Below are 22,040 nucleotides of genomic sequence, written 5' to 3' on the forward strand. Positions count from 1 at the left end.
GCTCACTCGCGCACCTCGTCGACCAGCCACGAGCCGGCCACGAGCCGCAGGGTCACCTCGCGGGTGCTGGCCCGGTCGGTCGGCAGGGCGATGCGCTGGTCCTCACCCACGGCCACCGCTCCGCGCATCCGGTCGGTCACCGACACCACCAGGGCCCGGCCGTCGTGGCGCAGCACCCGCGCCCGCAGCACCTGGGTGCGCAGCCCGCGGACCCGCAGCCCCCGGTCGACGTACGCGCGGAGCATGGCTGCGTCGCGGCGCCCCGTGCGCGAACCGGGGACGTAGAGACGCCCCAGCGCCTCCACGTCTCCCGCCGCCCAGGCCCGGGCCCGGCGCCCGTCCCACGAGGCGAGGGTCGCGACGGCGCTGGGCGGCCTGCTCCGCGCACCGGTCGGCGCCGGCGCAGCGGGGTCGTCGCCGCCCGCGGTGGCCCACCACACCGTCACCACGAGCAGGACACTGAGCGCCGCCAGGACGGCGCTGCCGACGACCAGTCTGCGAGCGAGCACGGCTCCACTCTGCACGCAAGCGCCGACCTGTGGTGGGCGTCATCCACAGGCCCCATTCCCAGGGGTAGGGTCGACGACATGCCCTTCGATCTGCGAGTCGCCGGCCTGGGCGACGAGGCCGTCGACTACCTGGCCGCATGGGACCTCCAGCGCGAGGTGCACGCCCGCGTCGTGGCGGGCGAGTCGCCCGACACCGTGCTCGTCCTGGAGCACCCGCCCGTCTTCACCGCCGGCAAGCGCACCGCCGACGACGAGCGCCCGGCCGATCCCGGCGGGACACCGGTCATCGACGTCGACCGCGGCGGCAAGATCACCTTCCACGGCCCGGGCCAGCTGGTCGGCTACCCCATCGTGAGGCTCCCCGACCACGTTCAGGTCGTCGACTACGTACGTCGTGTGGAGGAGGCGCTGATCCGCGCGTGCGCCGACCTCGGCGTCACCACTGCGCGCATCCCTGGGCGGAGCGGTGTCTGGCTGAGAGCCGACAGCCGCGGCCCCGAGCGCAAGGTCGCCGCCCTGGGCATCCGGGTCAGCCGCGGCGTGACCATGCACGGCTTCGCCCTCAACTGCGACGTGGACCTCGGGTGGTACGACCGCTTCGTTCCCTGCGGCATCGCTGACGCCGGCGTCACCTCGCTCAGCGCCGAGCTGGGTCGCGACGTCACCACCGCCGAGGCGCTCCCTGCGGTCGAGGAGCACCTGCGCCACTACCTCGACTGGACGCCGTACACCCCGACGCCCGACTACGACGCCCGCCCCGAGCCGGGGCGAACACCTCGCATCGAGCTGGTCGGGCTCAGCACGCCGCAGGGCGTCTGAGGGCGAGTTGGGGCCCCTCGGGGCCCCGCGTAGAGTGGCGGGGTGACGCTAGCTCCCGAAGGCCGAAAGCTGCTCCGCCTCGAGGTCCGCAACGCGGAGACCCCCATCGAACGCAAGCCCGAGTGGATCAAGACGCGGGCGAAGATGGGCCCGGAGTACACCGCCCTCCAGAACCTCGTGAAGTCCGAGGGCCTGCACACGGTGTGCCAGGAGGCCGGCTGTCCCAACATCTTCGAGTGCTGGGAGGACCGCGAGGCGACGTTCCTCATCGGCGGTGACCAGTGCACCCGTCGTTGCGACTTCTGCCAGATCGACACCGGCAAGCCACTGCCCCTGGACCGCGACGAGCCTCGTCGCGTCGCCGAGTCGGTGCAGAAGATGCAGCTGCGCTACGCCACCATCACCGGCGTCGCGCGCGACGACCTCGATGACGGCGGCGCCTGGCTGTACGCCGAGGCGGTGCGCGCCATCCACGAGCTCAACCCCGACACCGGCGTCGAGAACCTGATCCCCGACTTCAACGGCAAGCCCGACCTGCTGCGCGAGGTGTTCGAGTCGCGTCCGGAGGTGCTGGCCCACAACGTCGAGACCGTGCCGCGGATCTTCAAGCGGATCCGGCCGGCGTTCCGCTACGAGCGCTCACTCGACGTCATCACCCAGGCCCGCGACTTCGGCCTGGTCACCAAGTCCAACCTGATCCTCGGCATGGGCGAGACGCGCGAGGAGATCAGCCAGGCGCTGGTCGACCTGCACTCCGCCGGCTGCGAGCTGATCACCATCACCCAGTACCTCCGGCCGTCGCTGCGCCACCACCCGGTCGAGCGCTGGGTGAAGCCCGAGGAGTTCATCGAGCTGAAGGACGAGGCCGACGAGATCGGCTTCTCCGGCGTGATGTCCGGTCCGCTGGTGCGTTCGTCGTACCGAGCCGGCCGGTTGTACCGTCAGGCCTTGGAGTCCCGCGCGTCTGCCTGAGCGCGACCCAGGTTCACATTCGCTCGACCACGACAGAAGGCCACGCATGTCCACGCCCAGCACCCCGGCGGCACCCGAGAAGTTGAGCCGGCGCAAGCAGTTCGCCCAGACCTACCGGATGGCGCACAAGACCGACCGGGCGCTGCCCTGGTGGATCCTCGGCACGTTCGTGGTGGGAGCGGCCGTCGGCTTCACGATCCTGTGGCTCCTGCCCGGATCGGGTGCCCTGTCGCTGGTGCTCAGCATCGTCAGCGCCCTCCTGCTCGGACTGCTCGGTGCCCTCATCGTCTTCGGTCGCCGTGCCCAGCGGGCGGCGTACTCCCAGATGGAGGGCCAGCCGGGCGCCGCCGCCGCCGCGCTCCAGATGCTCCGCCGTGGCTGGAAGGTCGACCCGGTCGTGGGGTTCACCAAGCAGCAGGACGTCGTGCACCGCGTGGTGGGCCCGCCCGGGATCATCCTGGTCGGCGAGGGCAACAGCCCCAGCCGGTTGAAGAACCTGATGCTCACCGAGCGCCGCAAGCACGAGCGCGTCGTCGCCGACGCCCCGATCCACGAGGTCGTGTGCGGCAACGGCGAGGGTCAGGTGCCCCTGACGAAGCTGGTGCGGCACGTCACCAAGCTCGGCAAGGGCGTCAAGCCGGCCGAGATGACCGACATCTTGAACCGGCTCAAGGCGCTTGACGCCAACCGCTCGAACATCCCCCTCCCGAAGGGGCCGATGCCCACTTCGATGAAGGGGATGCGCGGCAACATGCGCGGCCGCTGACGCGAACCGATCAGCCGGCGGGGCTCATGGTCGGCATGCCCGGCATGGTGGTGACCTGGTCCTTGCTCGGCGCCTCGATCTTGACGTCCTTGCCCCAGTCGTCGACGTTCATCGTCAGCTGACCGGCCTCACCGAGGTCGCTGGTCATCTTGCGGAAGAAGCCGTCGCCGTCGAGCCACACGTCGTACTTGAGCTCCTTGGGCAGCACACCCTCGGGCGCGTCGCTGGCCAGGCCGCCGGACACCTTCTCGCCGTCGGCGACGAGCGAGTAGTGGCGCATCTGCTCGCCCTCGACGTCCTCCTCACCGACGAACGTCACCGACGAGATGGCGCCCTCGAACTTGTCGAACGCGGTCGCCGGGTCGAGCTGCTTGGTGAAGTCGCCGCCCAGGGGGTTGCTGGGGTCGTCGAGGTCGAAGCTGTAGAACTTGTCGCTGCCGGGCATCGACATGTAGAAGGTGCCTTCGACCAGCCGCAGGTCGAGCTTCTGGCCCGACGCCGGGTCGGACATGGTCATGGTCATGGACGGCGGGGTCGTGGAGTAGTCGATGTCGCCCTCGGCGCCGAAGGATGCCTGGCCCTCGGTCGTCATGGTCATGTGGGCGGTCGACTCCTTCGAGAAGGCCGCCTTGTAGTCGGCGACGAAGTCCGCCGGGTCGACCTCCTCGCCGGCCGGGGGCGCGTCGGTCGCGGGCGACTCGCTGCTCTCGGCGGTGGCGCTGGGCGAGGCGGAGTCGGAGGCCGCGTCGGAGGCGGGCTCGGGGTCGTCGGAGCCGCACGCGGTGAGTGCGGCGAGTGCGAACGGGAGCGTGGCGCCGGCCAGGGCCAGGCGCCGGAAGTGTGAGGTCCTCATGGGATCGAGGCTACCGGGCGGTTCCCGACACGGCTCGGAGCGGCACCGAGACGGTGCCCGCGGCCAGGTCGTGCAGTCCGCGGCCGTCCGGCCGGAAGACGAGCGGAGGGACGACCAGGCAGACCAGCACGTTGCGCAGCAGTGCCTGGAGTACGCCGACCGGCCGGCCGCTTCCGTCGTACCGCACGACCCGCAGCCGGGTCACGAGCTTGCCGAACGAGCCACCGGCCCAGGTGGTGAGCATCGTGGCCTCGATGACGTAGACCCCCATCGTGTAGAAGCCGGACAGTCGGTCGTCGCTCCACCCACCGGGGCCGATCAGCACGACCACGACGAGTGTGGAGGCGAACCAGTCGACGACCAGCGCCAGCATCCGTCGGGCCCAGGAGGCGGTCTCGATCACATGGTCAGGCACACGGTCAGGCTAGGCGGTGGCGCCGAGCGGCTCGCGAGCTGGGCATCTGTTACACGGGCGAAACAATCGGGATACGGTCAAGAAACTGCCCCTGCGTAGGTTCACAGAGATTTGGTGCAGCGCCGCACCCGGTCCTGAACCCGCTGACAGACCCGCACCCGGTCGAGGACGAGATCCCCGGCCAAGGAGGACACGAATGTTCGCAAACAGCGACGAGCTGCTGAAGTACGTCAGGGACGAGGGCGTCGAGATGGTCGACGTGCGTTTCTGTGACCTGCCGGGCGTGATGCAGCACTTCACCGTGCCCGTCTCCTCGTTCGACCAGACGGTCTTCGACGACGGTCTGAACTTCGACGGGTCCTCGGTGCGCGGCTTCCAGGCCATCCACGAGTCCGACATGGCGCTCTTCCCGGACCCGACCACGGCGTACCTCGACCCGTTCCGCGCGGCGAAGACGCTGGTCGTCAACTTCTTCGTGCACGACCCGCTCACCGGTGAGGCCTACTCGCGCGACCCGCGCAACATCGCCAAGAAGGCGCAGGCCTACCTCACGTCGACCGGCATCGGTGACACGGCGTACTTCGCCTCCGAGGCGGAGTTCTACGTCTTCGACTCGGTGCGCTTCGAGACCAAGCAGAACGCGGGCTTCTACCACATCGACTCCGAGGCAGGCGCTTGGAACAGCGGCTCCGAGGACAACAACCGCGGCTACAAGGTCAAGTACAAGGGCGGCTACTTCCCCGTCGCCCCCTACGACCACTTCGGCGACCTCCGCGACGAGATCGTGATCGAGATGGAGAAGACCGGCCTGCACGTCGAGCGCGCCCACCACGAGGTCGGCACTGCCGGTCAGGCGGAGATCAACTGGCGCTTCGACGAGCTGCTCAAGAGCGCCGACGACGTCATGAAGTTCAAGTACCTCGTCAAGAACGTCGCGTGGCGCAACGGCAAGACCGCGACCTTCATGCCGAAGCCGATCTTCGGCGACAACGGCTCCGGGATGCACTGCCACCAGTCGATCTGGAACGACGGCGAGCCGCTCTTCTTCGACGAGACCGGGTACGCCGGCCTGTCCGACATGGCGCGCTACTACATCGGCGGCCTGCTCAAGCACGCGCCCTCGCTGCTGGCGTTCACCAACCCGACGGTGAACTCCTACCACCGGCTGGTGCCCGGCTTCGAGGCCCCCGTCAACCTGGTCTACAGCCAGCGCAACCGCTCTGCCTGCATCCGCATCCCGATCACCGGCTCGAACCCGAAGGCCAAGCGCATCGAGTTCCGCTGCCCCGACCCGTCGGCCAACCCCTACCTCGCCTTCTCGGCGATGCTGCTGGCCGGCATCGACGGCATCAAGAACAAGATCGAGCCGCACGAGCCCGTCGACAAGGACCTCTACGAGCTTCCGCCCGACGAGCACGCCGACATCCCGACCGTGCCCGCCTCGCTCGACGCCGTGCTCAACTCGCTCGAGGCCGACCACGACTTCCTGCTCGAGGGTGGCGTCTTCACCCCCGACCTGATCGAGACGTGGATCGACTTCAAGCGGACCCAGGAGATCCAGCCCGTCGCGCTGCGGCCGCACCCGCACGAGTTCGAGCTCTACTACGACCTGTGACCGGTCCGCCCGCTGCCGTCGTGGGACGACCCGCGACGCACTGAGCTGAGCACACGCCGTCGGGTGACCTCCTGGTCGCTCGGCGGCGTGTGCCGTGTGCTGGGTCGATCGCGAACTATCGCTTTTCACGATGTCGGCGGGGGCTTAGCGTCGCCAAGACCAGTTGGTTCGACGGGATCCGGGGGTCACCGAGTGTTCGACTACGACGCCGAGTTGAGCCGTTACCACGTGCGGCTGCGAGCAGCCGCGGATGTGGGGTCCAGTGATCGGGTGCTCGACATCGGCTGCGGTACGGGGCAGACCACGCGGGACGCCGCCCGAGCGGCGACCTCGGGAAGCGCGCTCGGCGTGGACGTGTCCCATCCGATGGTGGAGCGCGCCCGCCAGCTGAGCGAGGCGGAAGGCCTCCGCAACGTCAGCTTCGAGCTGAGCGATGCCCAGGTGCACCCCTTCGCTCCGCGGCACTTCACCGTGGGGCTCAGCCGGTTCGGCACGATGTTTTTCGCCGACCCGGTCGCGGCGTTCGCCAACATCGGGAGGGCACTGCGGCCGGGGGCGCGGCTGGTGCAGCTCGTGTGGCAGCCCCACCACCGCCAGGAGTGGTTCGGTGCGATCCGACAGGCGCTGGCCGGCAGTGACAGCCAGATGTCGCCGGCTGGGCTCACCCGTGCTGCCTTCTCGCTGGGTGACCCCGCAGTCGCGGCCGGTCTGCTGACCGCTGCCGGATTCACCGCCGTCGAGATCACCGAGGTACGCGAGCCCATCTACTACGGCCCGGACGCGGCCGGAGCCCTCGACGCCCTCTCAGGACTGGGGATGGCCGAGGATCTGGTCGCCGATCTGGACGAAACGGGGAGGGCTCGCGCCCTCGAACGGCTGCTGGTCCTGCTGGACGCCCACGACACCGGCGAGGGCGTCTGGTTCGACTCCTGTGCTTGGTCGCTCAGCGCCTCCCGACCTTGACTGGGTGCCGCCAGCGAGGCTGATTGAGGTGCGAGGAGGTCGCTGGTTGAGGTGCGAGGAGCGCAGCGACGAGCCTCGAAACCAAGACCGCCCGGGTATGCACAGCCGCCCGGAATCGGGGCGCCGAAATGTCGGTGGTCCCTGGTTGGCTTCTCGTACGGCGATCACCACGAGCGAGCTTCCCGACACCGCAGCCGCGGTGCTGGCGTTCGCCCGTTCCCGCCGGCAGGTGGCCGACCGGGCGGAGGCGGAGCTGCTGGTCGCAGCCTGTGAGTGGGCCGACCTGCACCCCGCCGAGTCGGTGTCGGACGCGGCCGCGTTCACGGTCCCGGGTGGGGGTGAGCACGAGGAGCCGGTCGCCGGCCCGGGTGCACCACTGGTCGCGGAGCTCTGCATTCCCGAGTTCGGTGCCGTCCTCGGCCTGTCCACCACCGCGACGAAGCAGCTGATCGGCCAAGCCCTCGAGCTGCGGCACCGGCTGCCCAGGTTGTGGCGCCGGGTCCAGGCCGGTGACCTCCCGGCGTGGCGGGCCAGGCGGATCGCGGAGACCACCATCCACACAGGGTTGTCGCGGGAGGCGGCGGGGTACGTCGACACCCAACTGGCGCCGTTCGCGCACCGCACCACGGTTTCGGCCGTGGACAGGTTGGTCGATGCCGCGGTCGCCCGGTTCGAACCTCAGCGTGCCGCCGCCGAAGCTGCCCGCGGCGCAGAGAGCCGGCATGTGACCATCGAGGACCAGCAGGTGTCCTTCGCGGGCACCATGCGGGTCACCGCCGAGCTCGACCTCGCCGACGCCCTCGACTTCTCCGCCGCCGTCACCCACGGCGCCGACGTGTTGAAGGCACTCGGATCCGAGGAGTCCCTCGATGCCCGGCGGGCCGCCGCGGTCGGAGAGCTCGCGCGCACGCAGCTGTCGCTCGACCTGGCCGCGTCGCCGCCGGTTGAGGAGGTTGCGCAGCAACCGTCTCGAAACCAAGGCACCCCACCCGCACCGGCCCGGCAGGTGGTCCTGCACGTGCACCTGACCGAGGACGACCCGGTCGCCCGCCTCGAGCCCGGCACCCTGACCACCCTCGACCAGGTCCGGCACTGGTGCACCCGCTCGCACACCCAAGTGGTCATCAAGCCGGTCCTCGACCTCAACGAACCCATCGTGTGCGAGGGCTACCAGCCCTCACCTCGGCTGCGCGAGCAGGTGATCCTCCGCGACCAGACGTGTGTGTTCCCGTGGTGCACGAGACCCGCCCGGGGCTGCGACCTCGACCACATCGTCCCCCGGGAACACGGCGGCCCCACAAGCACTGCGAACCTGGCCGCCCTGTGCCGGAGACACCACCGCCTCAAGACCCATTCGGCCTGGACCTATGTGCGCACCGGCCCCGCGGCGTACACCTGGACCAGCCCCCACGGCCACACCTACGACCGCGACCCCGCTGGCACCGAACCGGGTTGACCACCACGCCCCACACCCCGCCGACACCGCGTCGGTGGGGCCGCTGGGGTGCAGAGACATCGCGCCGACCTAGCGACACGCCCGACACCCTGACACTCGATGTCGGTTCACAGCGGAGTCGACAAGCGAGTTACGTGCGTTTCGCGCGGCGAATGCAGTGTTCGGAGGTCTCGTGGACAACCGGCCACCGTGCCCTGGAGGTGCGCACCTCCGGCGGCTGCGCACGTCTTCGCACCGCTGCTGGACGCGCCGGATGCGGAGCGGCTCGCGCTGCTGCGCTGAGTGTCAGTGGGATCCGACCGCTCCGTCAGTCGTCCCGGCCGCTTCTCGTCGGCACCCTTCGAATCACAACCTGCTGGCGAGGAGCTCGGCCAGGTGGAGGGCAGGGACGTCGGCGAGGTCGTCGAGCTGGATCTTGCACGACATCCCATCGGCGAGCACGATCGCGTCGGGGTTGGCTCGCACAGCCGGCAGCAAGTGGGTCTCCGCGACAGCTAGGGAGGCCTCGTAGTGCCCCTTCTCCACGCCCCAGTTGCCCGCCAGGCCGCAGCAGCCCGGGACCCGGGTGACCTTCGCACCGGCTCGCTCCAGCAGCTGCTGGTCTGCTGCCCAGCCGAGCACCGACGACTGGTGACAGTGCGGCTGGGCGACGACCTCGACACCGGAGAGGTCCGGCAGCGCCACGTCCAGACGCTCGACGAGCTCGGCAAACGTGAGCACCCCACCCCCGACCGTGGCCGCCCGAGGATCGTCGACCAGCTCCACGAGGTCGCTGCGAAGGGTAGCCACGCAGGAGGGCTCGATGCCCAGGACGGGGACGCCGCTCTCGACGTACGGCGCCAGGTTGGCCACCGTCCGTGCGGCGATCGACCGGGCCTTGTCCAGCTGACCGGTCGTGATCCAGGTCAGCCCGCAGCAGGCCACCTCGGGGATCACCCCGACGCGGAGCCCGGCAGACTCCACCACCCGGATCGCCGCCAGTGCGCTCTCTGGGAGGAAGTGGTTGGTGAAGGAGTCCGCCCAGAGCCACACGTCTGGTGCCTCGACCCGCTCGACCGAGCGACGCAACGTGCGGTCGGCGAAGCGCGGGATGGAGCGGCGCTGATCGAGCCCCGCCCCCGCGCGAGCCATGGCCGCCAACGGCCTCCATCGCAGGATGCGGTTCAACCCCGGTGCGACCGGCGCAGCGAGCCGGGCCCACATCGGCAACCGGCCGAGTGTGTAGTGGGTCAGCGGTCGACGACGGCCGGCGTAGGTCTGGTGCAGCGTCTCGGACTTGTAGGTCGCCATGTCGACCCCGGTCGGGCAGTCCGAGGAGCACCCCTTGCAGGAGAGGCAGAGGTCGAGCGCCTCGTGGACGGCCGGGTCCTTCAGCCCCCGGACCAGCGATCCGTCCAGCGCCTCCTGCAGCACGCGGGACCGCCCGCGGGTGGAGTCCTTCTCGTCGCGTGTGGCGAGGTAGGACGGGCACATCACACCCGCCCCGGGCAGCGAGGGGACGACGCACTTGCCGACGCCGGTGCATCGGTGTACGGCGTCGGCCATCGAGCCGCCGTCGTGGATGAACCGCAGCGCGGGGCGCGCACCGCGGGCGCGCGGCCGCTCGGGGCGCAGGTCCGCGTCGAGTGGTTCAGGGTCGACCAGCACACCGGGGTTGAGCATGCCGTCGGGGTCGCAGATGGCCTTGACAGCCGCGAAGAGCCGCAGCGACTGCTCGTCGTACATGAGCGGCAGCAGCTCGGAGCGCGCGCGTCCGTCGCCGTGCTCGCCGGAGAGTGACCCGCCGTACTCCCGGAGGCGGGTGGCGCACGCGACGAGGAACTCCCGGAACCGGGCCCCGCCGTCACCGAAGGTGAAGTCGATCCGCACGTGGACACAGCCGTCCCCGAAGTGGCCGTAGGGCACGCCGTCGAGGTCGTGCTCCTGGAGCAGGACGTCGAAGTCCCTGAGCCAGGCACCGAGGTGCTCCGGCGGGACGGCCGCGTCCTCCCACCCAGCGTGGGCGGGGCGACTCAACGACCGGGCGGCCAGTCCGGCGCCGTCCTCGCGGATGCGCCACAGAGCAGCGGCCTCGGCGGCGGAGTCGACGACCCGCGACTCCAGGGGCTGGGCGGCGGCCACGATCGGCGCGAGCAGTCCGGGGTCGCTCACCTCGACGAAGAGCCAGCCGGCACCGCGCGGCAGTGCCGGCACCGATCCTCCTCGTGCGCGGACCAGGTCGAGGATCCGGGCGTCGAGGCCCTCGCAGGCGACCAGCCCGCCCCGCTCGACTCCGACCGAGGCGTCGGTCGGACGACCGGCGGCGGCGAGGATCGCGGGCACCGCGTCCGCGGCCTCGACCATCGACGGGTAGCCGAGGACGACCAGCTGGCGCGGGACCTCCTCGACCAGCCGCACGGTCGCCTGACGGACGACCGCCAGCGTGCCCTCCGTGCCGGCGAGGAACCGGTCCACCGAACGGCGCTCGGGCAGCAGGTGCTCCAGGGAGTAGCCGCTGACCTGGCGGGAGAACCTGCCGAACGTCGTACGCAGGTGGCCGAGGTGGTCGTCGGCCAGGGCGGCGAGGCGGGCGGGTACGTCGTCCGCCGCCGAGCCCCAGACGGGGTCGACCGCCACGATGTTGTCGGAGGTTCGGCCGTAGCCGAGCGCCCGCGAGCCGCAGGCGTTGTTGCCGATCATCCCGCCGATGGTGCAGCGGGTGTGCGTCGAGGGGTCCGGCCCGAAGCGCAGCCCGTACGGCGCCGCCGCGCGCTGCAGGGTGGCGTGGACCACGCCCGGTTGCACCACCGCGGTGCGGGTCTCCGGGTCGACCGACAGAACCCGGTTCAGGTGCTTGACGGTGTCGACCACCAGGCCGCGGCCGATCGCGTTGCCGGCGATCGAGGTGCCGGCCCCGCGCATGGTGAGCGGCACGCCGGTGGCACGCGCGACGTCGACGACCGCGAGCAGATCGTCGGCGTCTCGGGGCCGCACGACCGCCTGCGGCAGGACCCGGTAGAGCGAGGCGTCGCTGGAGTAGAGCGCACGCGTCAAGGTCGAGTCGTCCGCGTCGGTGACCCCGCGGCGCCGCAGCTCGGCGAGGAGGTCGGTGCTGGTGACGGCGCCGCCACTGGCGGCGTCACGTGCCTTCGGCCCGGTACTCATCGGTGAACCTCCTGACGAGGGGACAGCGCGTGGAGCAGGGCCGTCGATGATGTTGGTCGCGTCGTGTTTCGCCGCCGCGCAGCTGCGACAGTAGTCATGCGGGAGCGAACAGCTCGTGCGGCACCTCTGCGGCCGCCGCCTTCAACCATCCGCGGTCGAGACCCTCCCCTGCCAGCACGTCGATGAGTTGCGTCACCGCTTCCGGCGGCATCGGCGAGTCGGGCTGGCCTCCGTCCGAGGACAGCACGAGCTTCGCCCCCGCGGCCTCGGCCACGCGCGCGAGCAACGCTGGCGTGCACTGCGGTTGGTGCAAGAGCTGGTACGCCGTGATCTCGATGTGGCCACCGATCCGGGCGAGATGGCGCACCCCGGCCGGCTGGATCCCTGGCACCGTGTAGGACGGGTGGGTGAACAGCAGCCGGGTGACGCCCTTGTCGCCGGCCCGCGCAGCCAACCAGCGACACTCGGCTTCGCTGAGGTGGCCCGTGGCCAGCACGGCGTCGTGCTCGACGATGAGGTCGAGCACCAGATCGACCGCCGCGGCGGCTGACGGGTCCACCGGTGGGATCGCGTAGCTGTGCGACCCCAGCCTGGGCTCGTGCAGGCACAGCGCGGGCAGACCCGCAGCCCTCTGTGTGTGGGCGTCGGCTGTAGGCATCCAGACCACTCGTCCACCGGTCCCCAGCGCGGCTGCCACTGCGGTGGGGTTGACTCCCCCGACGTGCTGGTTGAGCGCGATGCCGCCGAACACGTCCAGGCCGGTCGCGGTGGCGACGGCGTGAGCACGCCCGACCGTGGACTCGTAGTGAGCCTTCAACACGAAGCCCGTGTGCCCCGAGGTCTCGAAGGCGCCGGCGATGGTGGCGTCATCGCCGATGCGCGGAAGGACGTCGGGCGCGGCATGGACGTGGCTGTCGAACATCAGCGACCGCGTTCGGACGCGAGCCGGGCGGCGGTCTCCGCAACCACGTGCATGGGCGGATCAGCGAGCAGCGGCCACTCGGCGCGCAGGCGCCGAAGCCACTCCAGGTCGAGCTCCACGGTGAGCGCGCCCACCTCCGCTCCGAGCTGGGCGATGACCCGTCCGTCGGGCGCCACCACGCGTGAGCCGCCCCAGAACTGCGAGCCGGCTTCGACACCGGACCGGTTCACGAACACCACGAACGCCTGCAGCGTCAGGGCCGCATGGCGCAGGATCACGTCCCACACATCCGCGGTCGGGCTCCCCACGTTCGACTCGACACTGTTGACCGGCACGACGAGCACCTCCGCGCCCGCCTGGGCGGCCAGCCACGGTAGCGGCGGTTGCCACATGTCGTTGCAGATCAGCACCGCCACCTGTGCCCCTGCGACGGTGTGCACCGCCGTGGCGTCGCCGGGTCGGAAGTGACGCCGCTCGACCCACTGCCGGTAGTGCGGTAGCGAGATCTTCCGCTGCACGACCACCTGGCCGCCGCCCGTGATGACGGCGCTGTTGTGGACATCGGGCCCGGACTGCTCCGCGAACCCGGCGATCACGGTGGGCCCGTGATCGCCGAGCGCGAGGAGTGCTGGGGCGTCGCTCGCGATGGCCTCGACGGCCTCGAGCTCGCTCAGGTGATACCCGTGGGTCGCCAGCTCCGGGGTGACGACGAGGTCGACGTCCGGTTCGGCTGCCACCAGCTCTGACAGGTGACGCAGGTTGCCGGCGACGTCACCGAGGCCCGGGTCGGTCTGCAGCAACCGGACCCTCATCCGGGTCGGCTGGTGGTCGTCGCCGGGCACAGTCACTTCACGAAGCCTTCGCTGACCAGCCAGTCGTTCGCGACCTGCTCCGGGGTCTCACCGTCGACGTCGACCTTGCCGTTGAGCTCCTGGAGGGTCTCGTTGTCGAGCGCTTCGGCGATGGGTGCGAGAACCTCCTCGATGCCGGGGTCGGCCTCGAGCACCTTGGCGTTGATGCTGACCGACGGGTTGTAGATCGGGAAGAACTTCAGATCGTCCTCGAGCACGGTCAGGCCCAGGGCCGCGATGCGACCGTCCGTGGCGAACACCTCCCCGAAGGCGCAGGGTCGGCCCTTGTCGATGGAGCTGTAGACAGCGCCGGCGGCCAGCTCCGAGACGGCGGAGTCCGGAACCTGGAAGTGATACGCCTTCTGGAGTCCGGTCCACCCGTCGTCCCGGCCGAAGAACTCAGCGGCACCGCAGAAGCTCGCCTGCTCGGGATCCGTGCCGGCAAGCTCGGCATAGTCGGAGAGCGTGGACAGACTCAGCTCGTCGGCCGTCTCGGTGGCCACGGCCATGGCATAGGTGTTGTTGGCCGGCGCCGGCTCAAGCCAGGCGAGTCCGTTCTTCTCGCGGTCCGACTCGTCGAGCCGCGTGTACAGCTCCTGGGGGTCGCTGATCAGCTCGGACTCACCGAGGTGATTGACCCACCCGGTCCCGGTGTACTCCCAGTACAGGTCGACATCGCCGCTCTCGAGAGCCGACCTGACCGAGCTTGATCCCGACATTCCGCAGCTGCGGTCGACCGTCGCCCCAGCGGACTCGAGGGCCTGAGCGGTGAGCTCACACAGCACGAGTTGCTCGGTGAACTCCTTGCCGCCGACGGTGAGCTGGGCGCCTTCGAGGTCGACGCCCTCGGCGAGGGAACCGGCTTCCACGTCGCTGGGAGCCGACTCCCCCAGGGAGCAGCCTGCGAGCAGGGCCACCCCGGCGACCATGACTGTGATGCTCGTGAGCCTCATTGTTCCTCCTGGTTGTGTTGCGCAGTTGTGTTGGTGCTCGAGATGTCCCCGTGGTCGTGCTGCGTCCGTGGTGGTGCGACTCCAGGACGGGAGCAGTTGTTCACAGCCCCTTGGGGCGCAGTGCCCTCTCTGCCAGGCCAGCCAGCCAGTCGACCATGAGCGCCAGCGCGATCGTCAGGACGCAGCCGGTGATGAGGATGGGCATGCGGTTGAGGACGATGCCGCGCTCGATCAGGTCACCCAGTCCGCCTGCGTTGGTGTACGTCGCGAGCGTCGCCACACCGACGTTCAGAATGAGGGAGACGCGCAGGCCGGCGAGCATCACGGGGACCGCGAGGGGCAGCTCGACCCGTCGCAGGATCTCGTTCTTGCCCATGCCCATCCCACGTGCCGCGTCGATGACGAACGGGTCGACCTGTTGCAGACCGATGATGGTGTTGCGGAGGATCGGAAGAAGGGCATACACGACCAGCGCCACCACCGCCATGTGGAACCCGACGCCGTAGATGAGCGCAAGCAGCACGAGGATCCCGATCGACGGGACGGCCTGCCCAGCGTTGGCCACGAGAAGGACCGGAGGGCGGAGCCATCGGGCTGCCGGCCTGCTCAACAGGATGCCGGCGGGGATCGCGATCAGCACCACGACCGCCGTGGAGGCCGCGACTAGTACGACGTGCTCGCGGAGGTTGTTGAGGACGACGCCGTTGGTGAGGCTTCGGGTCTCGATCGAGTCCAGATCAGAGGTGCGGATCCAGATGAGCTGCCCCACGGCGAGGGTGACTGCCAGAACGGGCAGCACCCAGGTGGTGCGGGTGGTGTCGGACCCCAGCCTGTCGGAGGTCGTGGCCTCCTGGGTCGCCGTGGAGCTCATCTCGACACCTGATCCGTCAGCCGGGCGACCGCGGTCGCCAGCATCAGGGACTGGACCGAGACCGGACCGACTCCGGGCACGTCCACGCCCGCCGCATTGGCCTGCAGCGCTCGTTCGAGTGCCTGGGCCACGGTGTGCACCCGGTCGACCGGAACCGCTCCGTCGATGCTGTCGGGCGTCAGGTCGAGGTCGCCCACCCGCAGAAGAGCCAGGCGTCGGATCGCGGCACCCTCGCCGATGAAGGAGCGGACGAAGTCGTCGGCCGGATGCGTCAGGATCTCCAGCGGGGTGGCGAACTGTGCCAGGCGACTGCCCTCGGCGAAGATCGCGATCCGATCGCCCAGCTTGAGCGCCTCGTCGATGTCGTGGGTGACGAAGACGATGGTCTTCTTGATCCGCTCCTGCAGCCGGAGGAACTCCTCCTGCAGTCGCTCCCGGGTGACCGGATCGATGGCGCCGAACGGCTCGTCCATCAGCATGATGGGCGGGTCCGCCGCCAAGGCGCGAGCCACGCCTACCCGCTGTTGCTGCCCGCCGGAGAGCTGCTTCGGATAGCGGCGGGCATGCTTGTCGGGGTCGAGGCCGACAAGCTCGAGGAGCTCGCTCGAGCGCTCCTTGATCCGTGCCTTGGGCCAGCCGAGCATGCGCGGGACCAGACCGACGTTCTGCTCGATCGTCATGTGCGGAATCAGTCCGACCTGCTGGATGACGTACCCGATGTGCCGCCGCAAGTCGTCCGGCTCCGAGCGCGTGACGTCCACGTCGTCGATCCAGATCTCCCCGGATGTGGGTTCGACGAGCCGGTTGATCATTCGCAGGGTGGTGGTCTTGCCGCAGCCGGAAGGGCCGACGAGGACCACGAACTCACCCTTGCCGATGTCCATGTCCAGCGGCATCACGGCGTCGTTCGTGGTGCCGGGATACCGCTTGCAGACCTGGCGCAGGCTGATCATGGGTTGGGTGTCAGACATTGAGACCTCGCGGGGTGGTCAGTTTGGCGATGATGAGGAATGCGATGTCGAGGGCGAGCGCGAGCGCGATGACGCCCAGGACACCGCTGAGGACTTCGTTGAGCGCGTTCGCGCCCCCGATGCGTGCCAGACCGCGGAAGATGAGCTCGCCGAGGCCGGGCCCCCTGACCGCGGCGCCGATGGCTGCGATGGCGACGACCATGATCGTGGCGACCCGGATGCCGTTGAGGATGACCGGCCAGGCCAGCGGCAGTCGCACGACCATCAGCCTTCGCCACGTCCCCATGCCCATGCCGCGAGCCGCGTCGACCACGCTCGCGTCGACGCCCTCCAGACCGGTGACGGTGTTGCGCAGGATCGGGAAGACCGCGTAGGTCGTCAGCGCCAGGATCGTGGGTACGACGCCTAGGCCGAACACGGGGATCATCAACCCGAACAGCGCGAACGAGGGGATCGTCAGCAGCGTTCCGGACACCGAGAGGGCGCCGCGTCGCGCCCGCGGCATCTGCTCGGTCGCGGCAGCGATGGCGATCGCCAGGACGGTGGCGAGGGCCACCGAGATCAGGACCACCTGGACGTGCTGGATCGTCAGGAAGGTCAGGCGCTCGGCGTTGTTCGCCACGTAGTCGGCGAAGCTCATTGCCGTAGACCGAGGCCTTCGCGGAAGAATCCGTCGATCACCGACGTCATCTGCTTGAAGGTGGGGTCCTCATCGAACATCCACTCGGTGTGGCCCTTGCCCTCGAGGACCTCGAGGTGCTTCTTGCCGCCTGCCGCTGCGTGGAGATCTTGTCCTTCCTCGAGCTTGTGGAGCTGGTTGTCCTCACCATGGACGACGAGCAACGGCTGATCGACCAACCGAGCGGCATAGTCGGCGGGACGGAAGCGCAGCAGGTAGTCGGCGGACTCCAGGTTGACGCCGGCGCCGAATCCCGGCGCCTTGTAGAGCTCCTCGCCGACATAGCCGTCGGTCCGGTCGTCGAGGTCGAGTCGCACGATGTCCCAGGGCGAGGTGATCTCGGACCTGCCGTGCTCGCTGCGGTGCCCACGGTCGGACTCGATCCGGGCAAGCAGGTCGCTCCAGGAGGCCTCGTCGTGCATCTTGCGCGTGGATCGATACCCGTCCGCGATTCCGTTGCAGCTCGCGACCACCTTGACACGCGGGTCCTCAGCGGCTTCGGCGACGACGACGCCACCACCGAGACCCCATCCGACCAGGGCGATCCGGTCAGCGTCGAGCCCGGGGTGGGCACTGACGCGATCCACGGCGGCGCGGACGTCGAGTACCCATTCCTGCGGGACGAGGCGCCCACGCTCACCTTCGCTGAGGCCGAACCCGCGGTAGTCGAAGGCCAGCACGGCGTACCCCAGCGGGGTGAGCGCTCGAGCGAAACGCTCGGGGTGGATGACTTTGAGTCCCTGGTAGCCGCTGGCCGCGATGACGATCGGGTAGGGCGCACCCCGGCCGTCATCGTCGGGCAGGTGGAGGTCGGCGTCGAGCCGATGGCCGTTGCTGAAGAACGGGAGGGGGCTGTTGGGCATGCTTGATCCTTCTCATGGGTTATCGGAACTCGACCTCGACGAGGTCGACGTGGGAATGCAACGAGAGCGTCAGTCGCTCGTGGTGTTACGCGGTGGTCTCTCCTCCTGGAGATGCGAGCAGGCTGCTGAGGTGAGTGGCGGCCCCGATGAGCGATCGGCTGGCGGCGGACCGGTCGCCCTGCATGCGGTACGACGGCGCGGAGACGTTCAGGGCACCGACGATGTGGCCCCGCATGTCGCGCACCGGCGCCGCCAGTGCCGTGAGGTCCTCGTCGAACTCGTTCTCGACCCACGCGAACCCCTCGGCACGCGCGACGCGAACGCGTTCGATGAGCTCGTCGACGTTGCGAGGGGCGTTGCTGCCCTCCCCTCGCGGGAAGTGCCGGCTGAACAGCTCGCGGATGTCGTCGTCGGATCGGTCGAACAGCAGGACCCGCCCCGACGACGTGGACGTCAGGGGCGAGACGCGTCCGACCCAGCCGACGGCCTGGATGGTGCGTTGGGGGCTCTCGGACATGATGGTGAAGACGTCGGCTCCGCGAAGGATGCTGAAGTGGACTCGCTCGCGAACCAGCTGGGTGAGGCGTCTCATGACCGGGGGCGCCAAGAGCAGCAGGCGCTGGTCCCCGGCCTGGGCTGCGATCGCGAAGAGCCGCCAGCCGATGGAGTGCCGACCGTCCTCGGTGCGAGTGATGACACCGAGCTCGACGAGGGGCTTGAGCTGACGGGACACCACCGACTTGTCCCGCTTGAGCGCCCGCGCCAGCTCGGTCACGCTCAGCCCGTCCCGGGCGTCTGAGTCGACGTCGGCGATCGCCTCCAGGAGAGCGACCAGTTTCGCCGCTGCTGTGTCGGAGGTCTCGCTCATGTCCACAGCGTGCCCGCCTGGTGTCCGCACGGCAACAACGGGTTGCACGTAATGCAACAGCCCGGCAACGGCGACGTGACGCGCTAGCGGTGACCTTCCTCCGCCATCACCTGCTGGGCGACCCGGAACGCCGCGTTGGCGTCCGGGACGCCGCAGTAGATCGCGGTCTGGAGCAGCAGCTCCTTGATCTCCTCGGCCGTGACGCCGTTGGTGCGGGCCGCGCGCAGGTGCACGGCGAGCTCCTCGTGGTGCCCGCGGGCGACCAGCGCGGTGAGCGCGACGAGCGAGCGGCTGCGACGGTCGAGCCCGGGCCGCGTCCAGATCGAGCCCCAGGCATAGGTGGTGATCAGCTGCTGGAAGTCCGCTGTCAGGTCGGTGCTGGTCGCGGTGGCGCGTTCGACGTGGGCGTCCCCGAGCACCTCGCGGCGCACCGCCATGCCCGCGTCGTACACCTCGCGCAGGGTGCGGTCCTGCTGCTCGTCCTCCCCGAGCGGCTCGCCCAGCAGGTGGTGGCGAAGCAGGCGCGTCACCACGTCGGGCACCTCGGCGGGGGCGAGGTGGGCCACGCCGTCGAGCTCGACCAATCGGCCGTCCTGCACGCCGTCGGCGATCTCGCGCACCGTGTCGGGCGGCGTCACGACGTCGTCGGCTCCCGCCACGGCAAGCACGGGCGCGCCGATCTCCCCCAGTCTGTTGCGTACGTCGAACTCCGAGAGCGCGGCGCAGACCTGCACGTAGTCGGTGCCCTCGGCCCGGTCGAGCGTGTGCAGCAGCGCCGAGTCGTCGATCCGAGCGCCGGTGCACAGGAGCACAGCGGCGGTGACCCGGCGAGGCACGTCGAGCATCAGCTGCAGCCCGACAGCGCCCCCGACCGAGTTGCCGGCATAGGCGAAGGGGCCGCCCAGCTCGCCGCGCTCCTCGAGCACGGTGTCGACCACGCGCAGCACACCGGCCGCCAGCTCGGCCATCGTGAACGGCTCGTCGTGCACCCACCGGTTGTGGCCGTGTCCCGGCAGGTCCCAGGCCACCACGTCGAAGGCGTCGGTGAGCCCCGAGGCGGAGGCCGACCACAGCGCCGTCGCCGAGGTGCCGAGGCTGGGGCCGAGGACCAGCAGCGGCAGCTCGGCCCGGTTGTGTGCGCCGGTCAGCCTGACTGTCGTGACGGCCGGAATCATGCGTCCTCCTCGCAGGTCAGGCCGAGAGCAGGACGAGGGAGGCCAACGCGATGGTCCAGCTCACGAAGCTGCCGACGAGGAAGTACTCGGTCACCTCGTGGATCCCCTGGCTCACCGGGCGGTCGGACTCGCGTTCGCGGTCGCGGGCCGCCTGCAGCTCCGGGAAGCGGATCAGCCCCTTGGCCGCCACCACGATGCCCGCCGCGGTGACCTGGCCGGCCAGGCCGAGGCCCAGGATGAACACTCGCTCCAGCGGACCGAGCAGACGACCTCCCTTGAGCTGCGACGGCGGCAGGTCGTGAGCCGTTCCGCCCTTGCGCGGGTTGACCGTGTGGGTGGCCGCGAGCACGAGCCGCACCAGCACGTTGCCGGTCGACAGCTGGAGCAGCACCAGTCCGAGGAGCAGCAGGGCCCGGTCGGGTGTGAGACCGGACAGCACGGGGATCGGCGAGTCGGCCAGCCAGGGCTCGAGCCATCCGCTCGCCGGGCTCGCGAGCCCACCTGCAGCCACCGCGGCGATCACCGCTGCTGCGAAGACCGCCAACGGCCACCACGCCGGCCCAGCACCGAAACCACGGGTGACCGCCCAGCCCCACGCCATCACCGCCACCGCGATGGCGACCAGGGCGACGACATCTGCCACGTCGATGAGCCCGACCGACAGCCCCAGGAGTATGACGACGATGGCGGCCACGCCCTCGGGCACCGTCTTCTGGGGCCGGACCGAGAAGATCAGGTCGGTCAGCCCGAACCCGACCAGGAGCAGCGCCAACCAGCTCACCGGATCCCCCTCAGTTCCTCGTCCATGGCCAGCACGACCCCGAGTCCATCGTTTCGCACTCGCTGCGAGACCGCCGAGGCGGAGATGCCCTCGACGCGCGCCAGCTCGTGCTGGGTGCTTCCCGCCAGCAGACCACGGAGCACCGACAGGGACCGGTCGGAGAGTCGGCCGACGAGATGGTCGCGTGCCAGCAGGGCGGCGTTGACGGGCGCAGCATCCGGGCCGAGCACCTCGGGTGCGAGCGCATAGCGGGTACGCGCCGATCGGGTGCCCGAGCGGGTCGCGTCGGCCTTCACGGCCTCGATCGCCGCGCGCGCGGTCCACCAGCCTGGGCCGTCCTCGACGCGCGGCGCCTCCGCCAGCACGGCGACCGGCCCCCAGCCGATGCCCTGGCGCACGTCGATCGCGGGCAGCAGTGCCAGTCTCAGGTGCAGCGACGCCGACAGGGCGGACCCGACGTCGGCGAACGTACCCTGGAACTCGTCGCCTGCTGTGACGGTCAGCGGGGCCACCGGCGCCCACGCGGTGTTCATCTCGGCCAGGACCGCGACCAGCCGCTCGTGGAGGCCCGCGCGGTCGGCAGCAGTCCGAGAGCCGACCACGTCACCGATCACCACGGCTGAAGGCGTCTGCTTCATATCCTGCATATGAAGAAGATAGCTTACTTTCGGCGAGTTGAAGCGATCCGCTTCACACGTCGTACGACGCGGCGCAGCGGCGACCGACCGACACGGGCCTCGAGCCTGGCCACCTTCGCCCGGGCTGCTCGCCGGGCGGCGCGCTCGGCCGTCAGCTCGCCGAGCAGCGCACCCATCACGCCGGGCAGCCTGGTCTCACCGAGCAGCCGGGCCGGCATCGCCGAACCGCGCCGCACGATCCAGACCGGCTCGTCCTCCTCGACCCGGAGCCAGGCGCACATGTCCGCGCCCAGCACTTCGACGGGCGTGACCCGCTGGAACGTGAGCCCGGACTCCTGAAGTCGGCCCTCGAAGTCGTCGCCGTACCACCGCACGTGGTCGTGCTGGCCGAACCGCGCCTTGCGCTCCTCCGGCGTGGTGTCCACGTCCTCGTCCGTCACCGTGCCGAAGCGGATGGGCACCTGGACGAGCGCGAGCCCCTCGGGCGTGAGCACCCGGGCGATCTCGCGCATGGCCGCACGGTCGTCGGGGATGTGCTCGAGCACGTGGTAGCAGAAGACGAGATCCACCGAGGCGTCCGCCAGCGGCAGCTCGGTGAGGCTGGCGAGCACGTCGACGCGGCGCCCGTCGAGGCCGAGGTCGAGACCGATGTGCCGGCCCGGGCGGAGACTGGCCAGGATCTCGGTCGTCTGCGGCGACGGGGCGACGTCGAGGAGCACGTCGACGGTGCCGATGGCCGGCTTGAGGCTGCTGACGAGCACCGCCAGGAAGCGATGCCGCTCGAGGCTCTTGCAGCGTGGGCAGCGCGCGTGCGGCCGGCCGTTGGGGCCGGGCTTGAAGTTGCGCAGCCACACGACGTTGCCGCAGGCGGAGCAGTAGCGCTTGGGGAGACGCTCGACGGCTGACACGCCGCACACCCTACGGGCGCGGGGCCGCGGCCCAGGGCGGGGCCTATG

At 70.1% G+C, this 22,040-nt stretch carries 22 protein-coding genes; 6 read left to right on the plus strand and 16 right to left on the minus strand.

The window, feature by feature from the left end:
* Positions 1 to 2: 2 nt before the first annotated feature.
* Complete coding sequence (locus ACP7BP_RS18280; RefSeq protein WP_426246663.1) at positions 3 to 509, minus strand: hypothetical protein; 507 nt, start codon at positions 507 to 509, stop codon at positions 3 to 5.
* Between the two features lie 78 nt (positions 510 to 587).
* On the opposite strand from ACP7BP_RS18280, the gene lipB reads away from it, so the two are divergent.
* From lipB to ACP7BP_RS18295, 3 genes are read left to right on the plus strand one after another with little or no spacing between them, the layout of a single operon-like run.
* On the plus strand, positions 588 to 1,328 hold the full coding sequence (gene lipB, locus ACP7BP_RS18285) for a lipoyl(octanoyl) transferase LipB (RefSeq protein WP_426246664.1): 741 nt from the start codon (positions 588 to 590) through the stop codon (positions 1,326 to 1,328).
* A 42-nt stretch (positions 1,329 to 1,370) separates the two neighbouring features.
* Positions 1,371 to 2,300, plus strand: coding sequence for a lipoyl synthase (gene lipA, locus ACP7BP_RS18290; RefSeq protein WP_426246665.1), 930 nt, complete (start codon positions 1,371 to 1,373; stop codon positions 2,298 to 2,300).
* 46 nt (positions 2,301 to 2,346) lie between these two features.
* Positions 2,347 to 3,066 carry a DUF4191 domain-containing protein gene (locus ACP7BP_RS18295; protein WP_426246666.1) on the plus strand — a complete coding sequence of 240 codons (720 nt, stop codon included), beginning with the start codon at positions 2,347 to 2,349 and terminating at the stop codon, positions 3,064 to 3,066.
* Between the two features lie 10 nt (positions 3,067 to 3,076).
* Here ACP7BP_RS18295 and ACP7BP_RS18300 read toward each other — a convergent pair whose 3' ends face one another.
* A complete protein-coding gene (locus ACP7BP_RS18300; RefSeq protein WP_426246667.1) occupies positions 3,077 to 3,919 on the minus strand; it encodes a hypothetical protein in 843 nt (280 codons plus the stop codon).
* Between the two features lie 10 nt (positions 3,920 to 3,929).
* The gene (locus ACP7BP_RS18305) at positions 3,930 to 4,334 is read right to left on the minus strand and encodes an RDD family protein (RefSeq protein ID WP_426246669.1); all 405 of its coding nucleotides are present in this window, start codon (positions 4,332 to 4,334) and stop codon (positions 3,930 to 3,932) included.
* Between the two features lie 196 nt (positions 4,335 to 4,530).
* On the opposite strand from ACP7BP_RS18305, the gene glnA reads away from it, so the two are divergent.
* The 3 genes from glnA to ACP7BP_RS18320 all read left to right on the plus strand — a co-directional run bounded on the left by glnA (position 4,531) and on the right by ACP7BP_RS18320 (position 8,368).
* Entirely contained in the window at positions 4,531 to 5,949 is a 1,419-nt protein-coding gene (gene glnA, locus ACP7BP_RS18310; protein WP_426246671.1) for a type I glutamate--ammonia ligase, read from the plus strand.
* A gap of 213 nt (positions 5,950 to 6,162) precedes the next feature.
* On the plus strand, positions 6,163 to 6,912 hold the full coding sequence (locus ACP7BP_RS18315) for a class I SAM-dependent methyltransferase (RefSeq protein ID WP_426246672.1): 750 nt from the start codon (positions 6,163 to 6,165) through the stop codon (positions 6,910 to 6,912).
* A 145-nt stretch (positions 6,913 to 7,057) separates the two neighbouring features.
* Positions 7,058 to 8,368, plus strand: a complete 1,311-nt coding sequence (locus ACP7BP_RS18320) for an HNH endonuclease (protein WP_426246674.1) — start codon at positions 7,058 to 7,060, stop codon at positions 8,366 to 8,368.
* Between the two features lie 345 nt (positions 8,369 to 8,713).
* Here ACP7BP_RS18320 and ACP7BP_RS18325 read toward each other — a convergent pair whose 3' ends face one another.
* The 13 genes from ACP7BP_RS18325 to ACP7BP_RS18385 form a co-directional block, all read right to left on the minus strand.
* Positions 8,714 to 11,512 (minus strand): FAD-binding and (Fe-S)-binding domain-containing protein, encoded by a 2,799-nt coding sequence (locus ACP7BP_RS18325; protein WP_426246676.1) that lies wholly within the window; start codon positions 11,510 to 11,512, stop codon positions 8,714 to 8,716.
* A gap of 94 nt (positions 11,513 to 11,606) precedes the next feature.
* Positions 11,607 to 12,434: a DUF6282 family protein gene (locus tag ACP7BP_RS18330; RefSeq protein ID WP_426246678.1), complete on the minus strand. Its 828-nt coding sequence runs from the start codon at positions 12,432 to 12,434 to the stop codon at positions 11,607 to 11,609.
* A complete protein-coding gene (locus tag ACP7BP_RS18335) occupies positions 12,434 to 13,282 on the minus strand; it encodes a carbon-nitrogen hydrolase family protein (RefSeq protein WP_426246679.1) in 849 nt (282 codons plus the stop codon). Before ACP7BP_RS18335 ends, ACP7BP_RS18330 begins: the two co-directional genes overlap by 1 nt.
* Positions 13,279 to 14,238, minus strand: a complete 960-nt coding sequence (locus ACP7BP_RS18340) for a glycine betaine ABC transporter substrate-binding protein (protein WP_426246680.1) — start codon at positions 14,236 to 14,238, stop codon at positions 13,279 to 13,281. The genes ACP7BP_RS18335 and ACP7BP_RS18340 overlap by 4 nt, the downstream gene beginning before the upstream one ends.
* A 100-nt stretch (positions 14,239 to 14,338) precedes the next feature.
* A complete protein-coding gene (locus ACP7BP_RS18345; protein ID WP_426246682.1) occupies positions 14,339 to 15,109 on the minus strand; it encodes an ABC transporter permease in 771 nt (256 codons plus the stop codon).
* Positions 15,106 to 16,080, minus strand: a complete 975-nt coding sequence (locus ACP7BP_RS18350; protein ID WP_426246684.1) for an ABC transporter ATP-binding protein — start codon at positions 16,078 to 16,080, stop codon at positions 15,106 to 15,108. The genes ACP7BP_RS18345 and ACP7BP_RS18350 overlap by 4 nt, the downstream gene beginning before the upstream one ends.
* Positions 16,073 to 16,720: an ABC transporter permease gene (locus tag ACP7BP_RS18355; protein ID WP_426246686.1), complete on the minus strand. Its 648-nt coding sequence runs from the start codon at positions 16,718 to 16,720 to the stop codon at positions 16,073 to 16,075. The genes ACP7BP_RS18350 and ACP7BP_RS18355 overlap by 8 nt, the downstream gene beginning before the upstream one ends.
* Positions 16,717 to 17,622, minus strand: coding sequence for an alpha/beta hydrolase (locus ACP7BP_RS18360; protein WP_426246687.1), 906 nt, complete (start codon positions 17,620 to 17,622; stop codon positions 16,717 to 16,719). Before ACP7BP_RS18360 ends, ACP7BP_RS18355 begins: the two co-directional genes overlap by 4 nt.
* An 85-nt stretch (positions 17,623 to 17,707) precedes the next feature.
* Entirely contained in the window at positions 17,708 to 18,490 is a 783-nt protein-coding gene (locus ACP7BP_RS18365) for an IclR family transcriptional regulator (RefSeq protein WP_426246688.1), read from the minus strand.
* 83 nt (positions 18,491 to 18,573) lie between these two features.
* Positions 18,574 to 19,665: a 4-carboxymuconolactone decarboxylase gene (gene pcaC, locus ACP7BP_RS18370; protein WP_426246689.1), complete on the minus strand. Its 1,092-nt coding sequence runs from the start codon at positions 19,663 to 19,665 to the stop codon at positions 18,574 to 18,576.
* 16 nt (positions 19,666 to 19,681) lie between these two features.
* The gene (locus ACP7BP_RS18375) at positions 19,682 to 20,446 is read right to left on the minus strand and encodes a hypothetical protein (RefSeq protein ID WP_426246691.1); all 765 of its coding nucleotides are present in this window, start codon (positions 20,444 to 20,446) and stop codon (positions 19,682 to 19,684) included.
* Complete coding sequence (locus tag ACP7BP_RS18380; protein WP_426246693.1) at positions 20,443 to 21,093, minus strand: SatD family protein; 651 nt, start codon at positions 21,091 to 21,093, stop codon at positions 20,443 to 20,445. The genes ACP7BP_RS18375 and ACP7BP_RS18380 overlap by 4 nt, the downstream gene beginning before the upstream one ends.
* 14 nt (positions 21,094 to 21,107) lie before the next feature.
* On the minus strand, positions 21,108 to 21,992 hold the full coding sequence (locus ACP7BP_RS18385) for a class I SAM-dependent methyltransferase (RefSeq protein ID WP_426246695.1): 885 nt from the start codon (positions 21,990 to 21,992) through the stop codon (positions 21,108 to 21,110).
* Positions 21,993 to 22,040: the final 48 nt, after the last annotated feature.

Source organism: Nocardioides sp. LHG3406-4 (assembly GCF_049897745.1).
In the GTDB taxonomy this organism is placed as follows: domain Bacteria; phylum Actinomycetota; class Actinomycetes; order Propionibacteriales; family Nocardioidaceae; genus Nocardioides.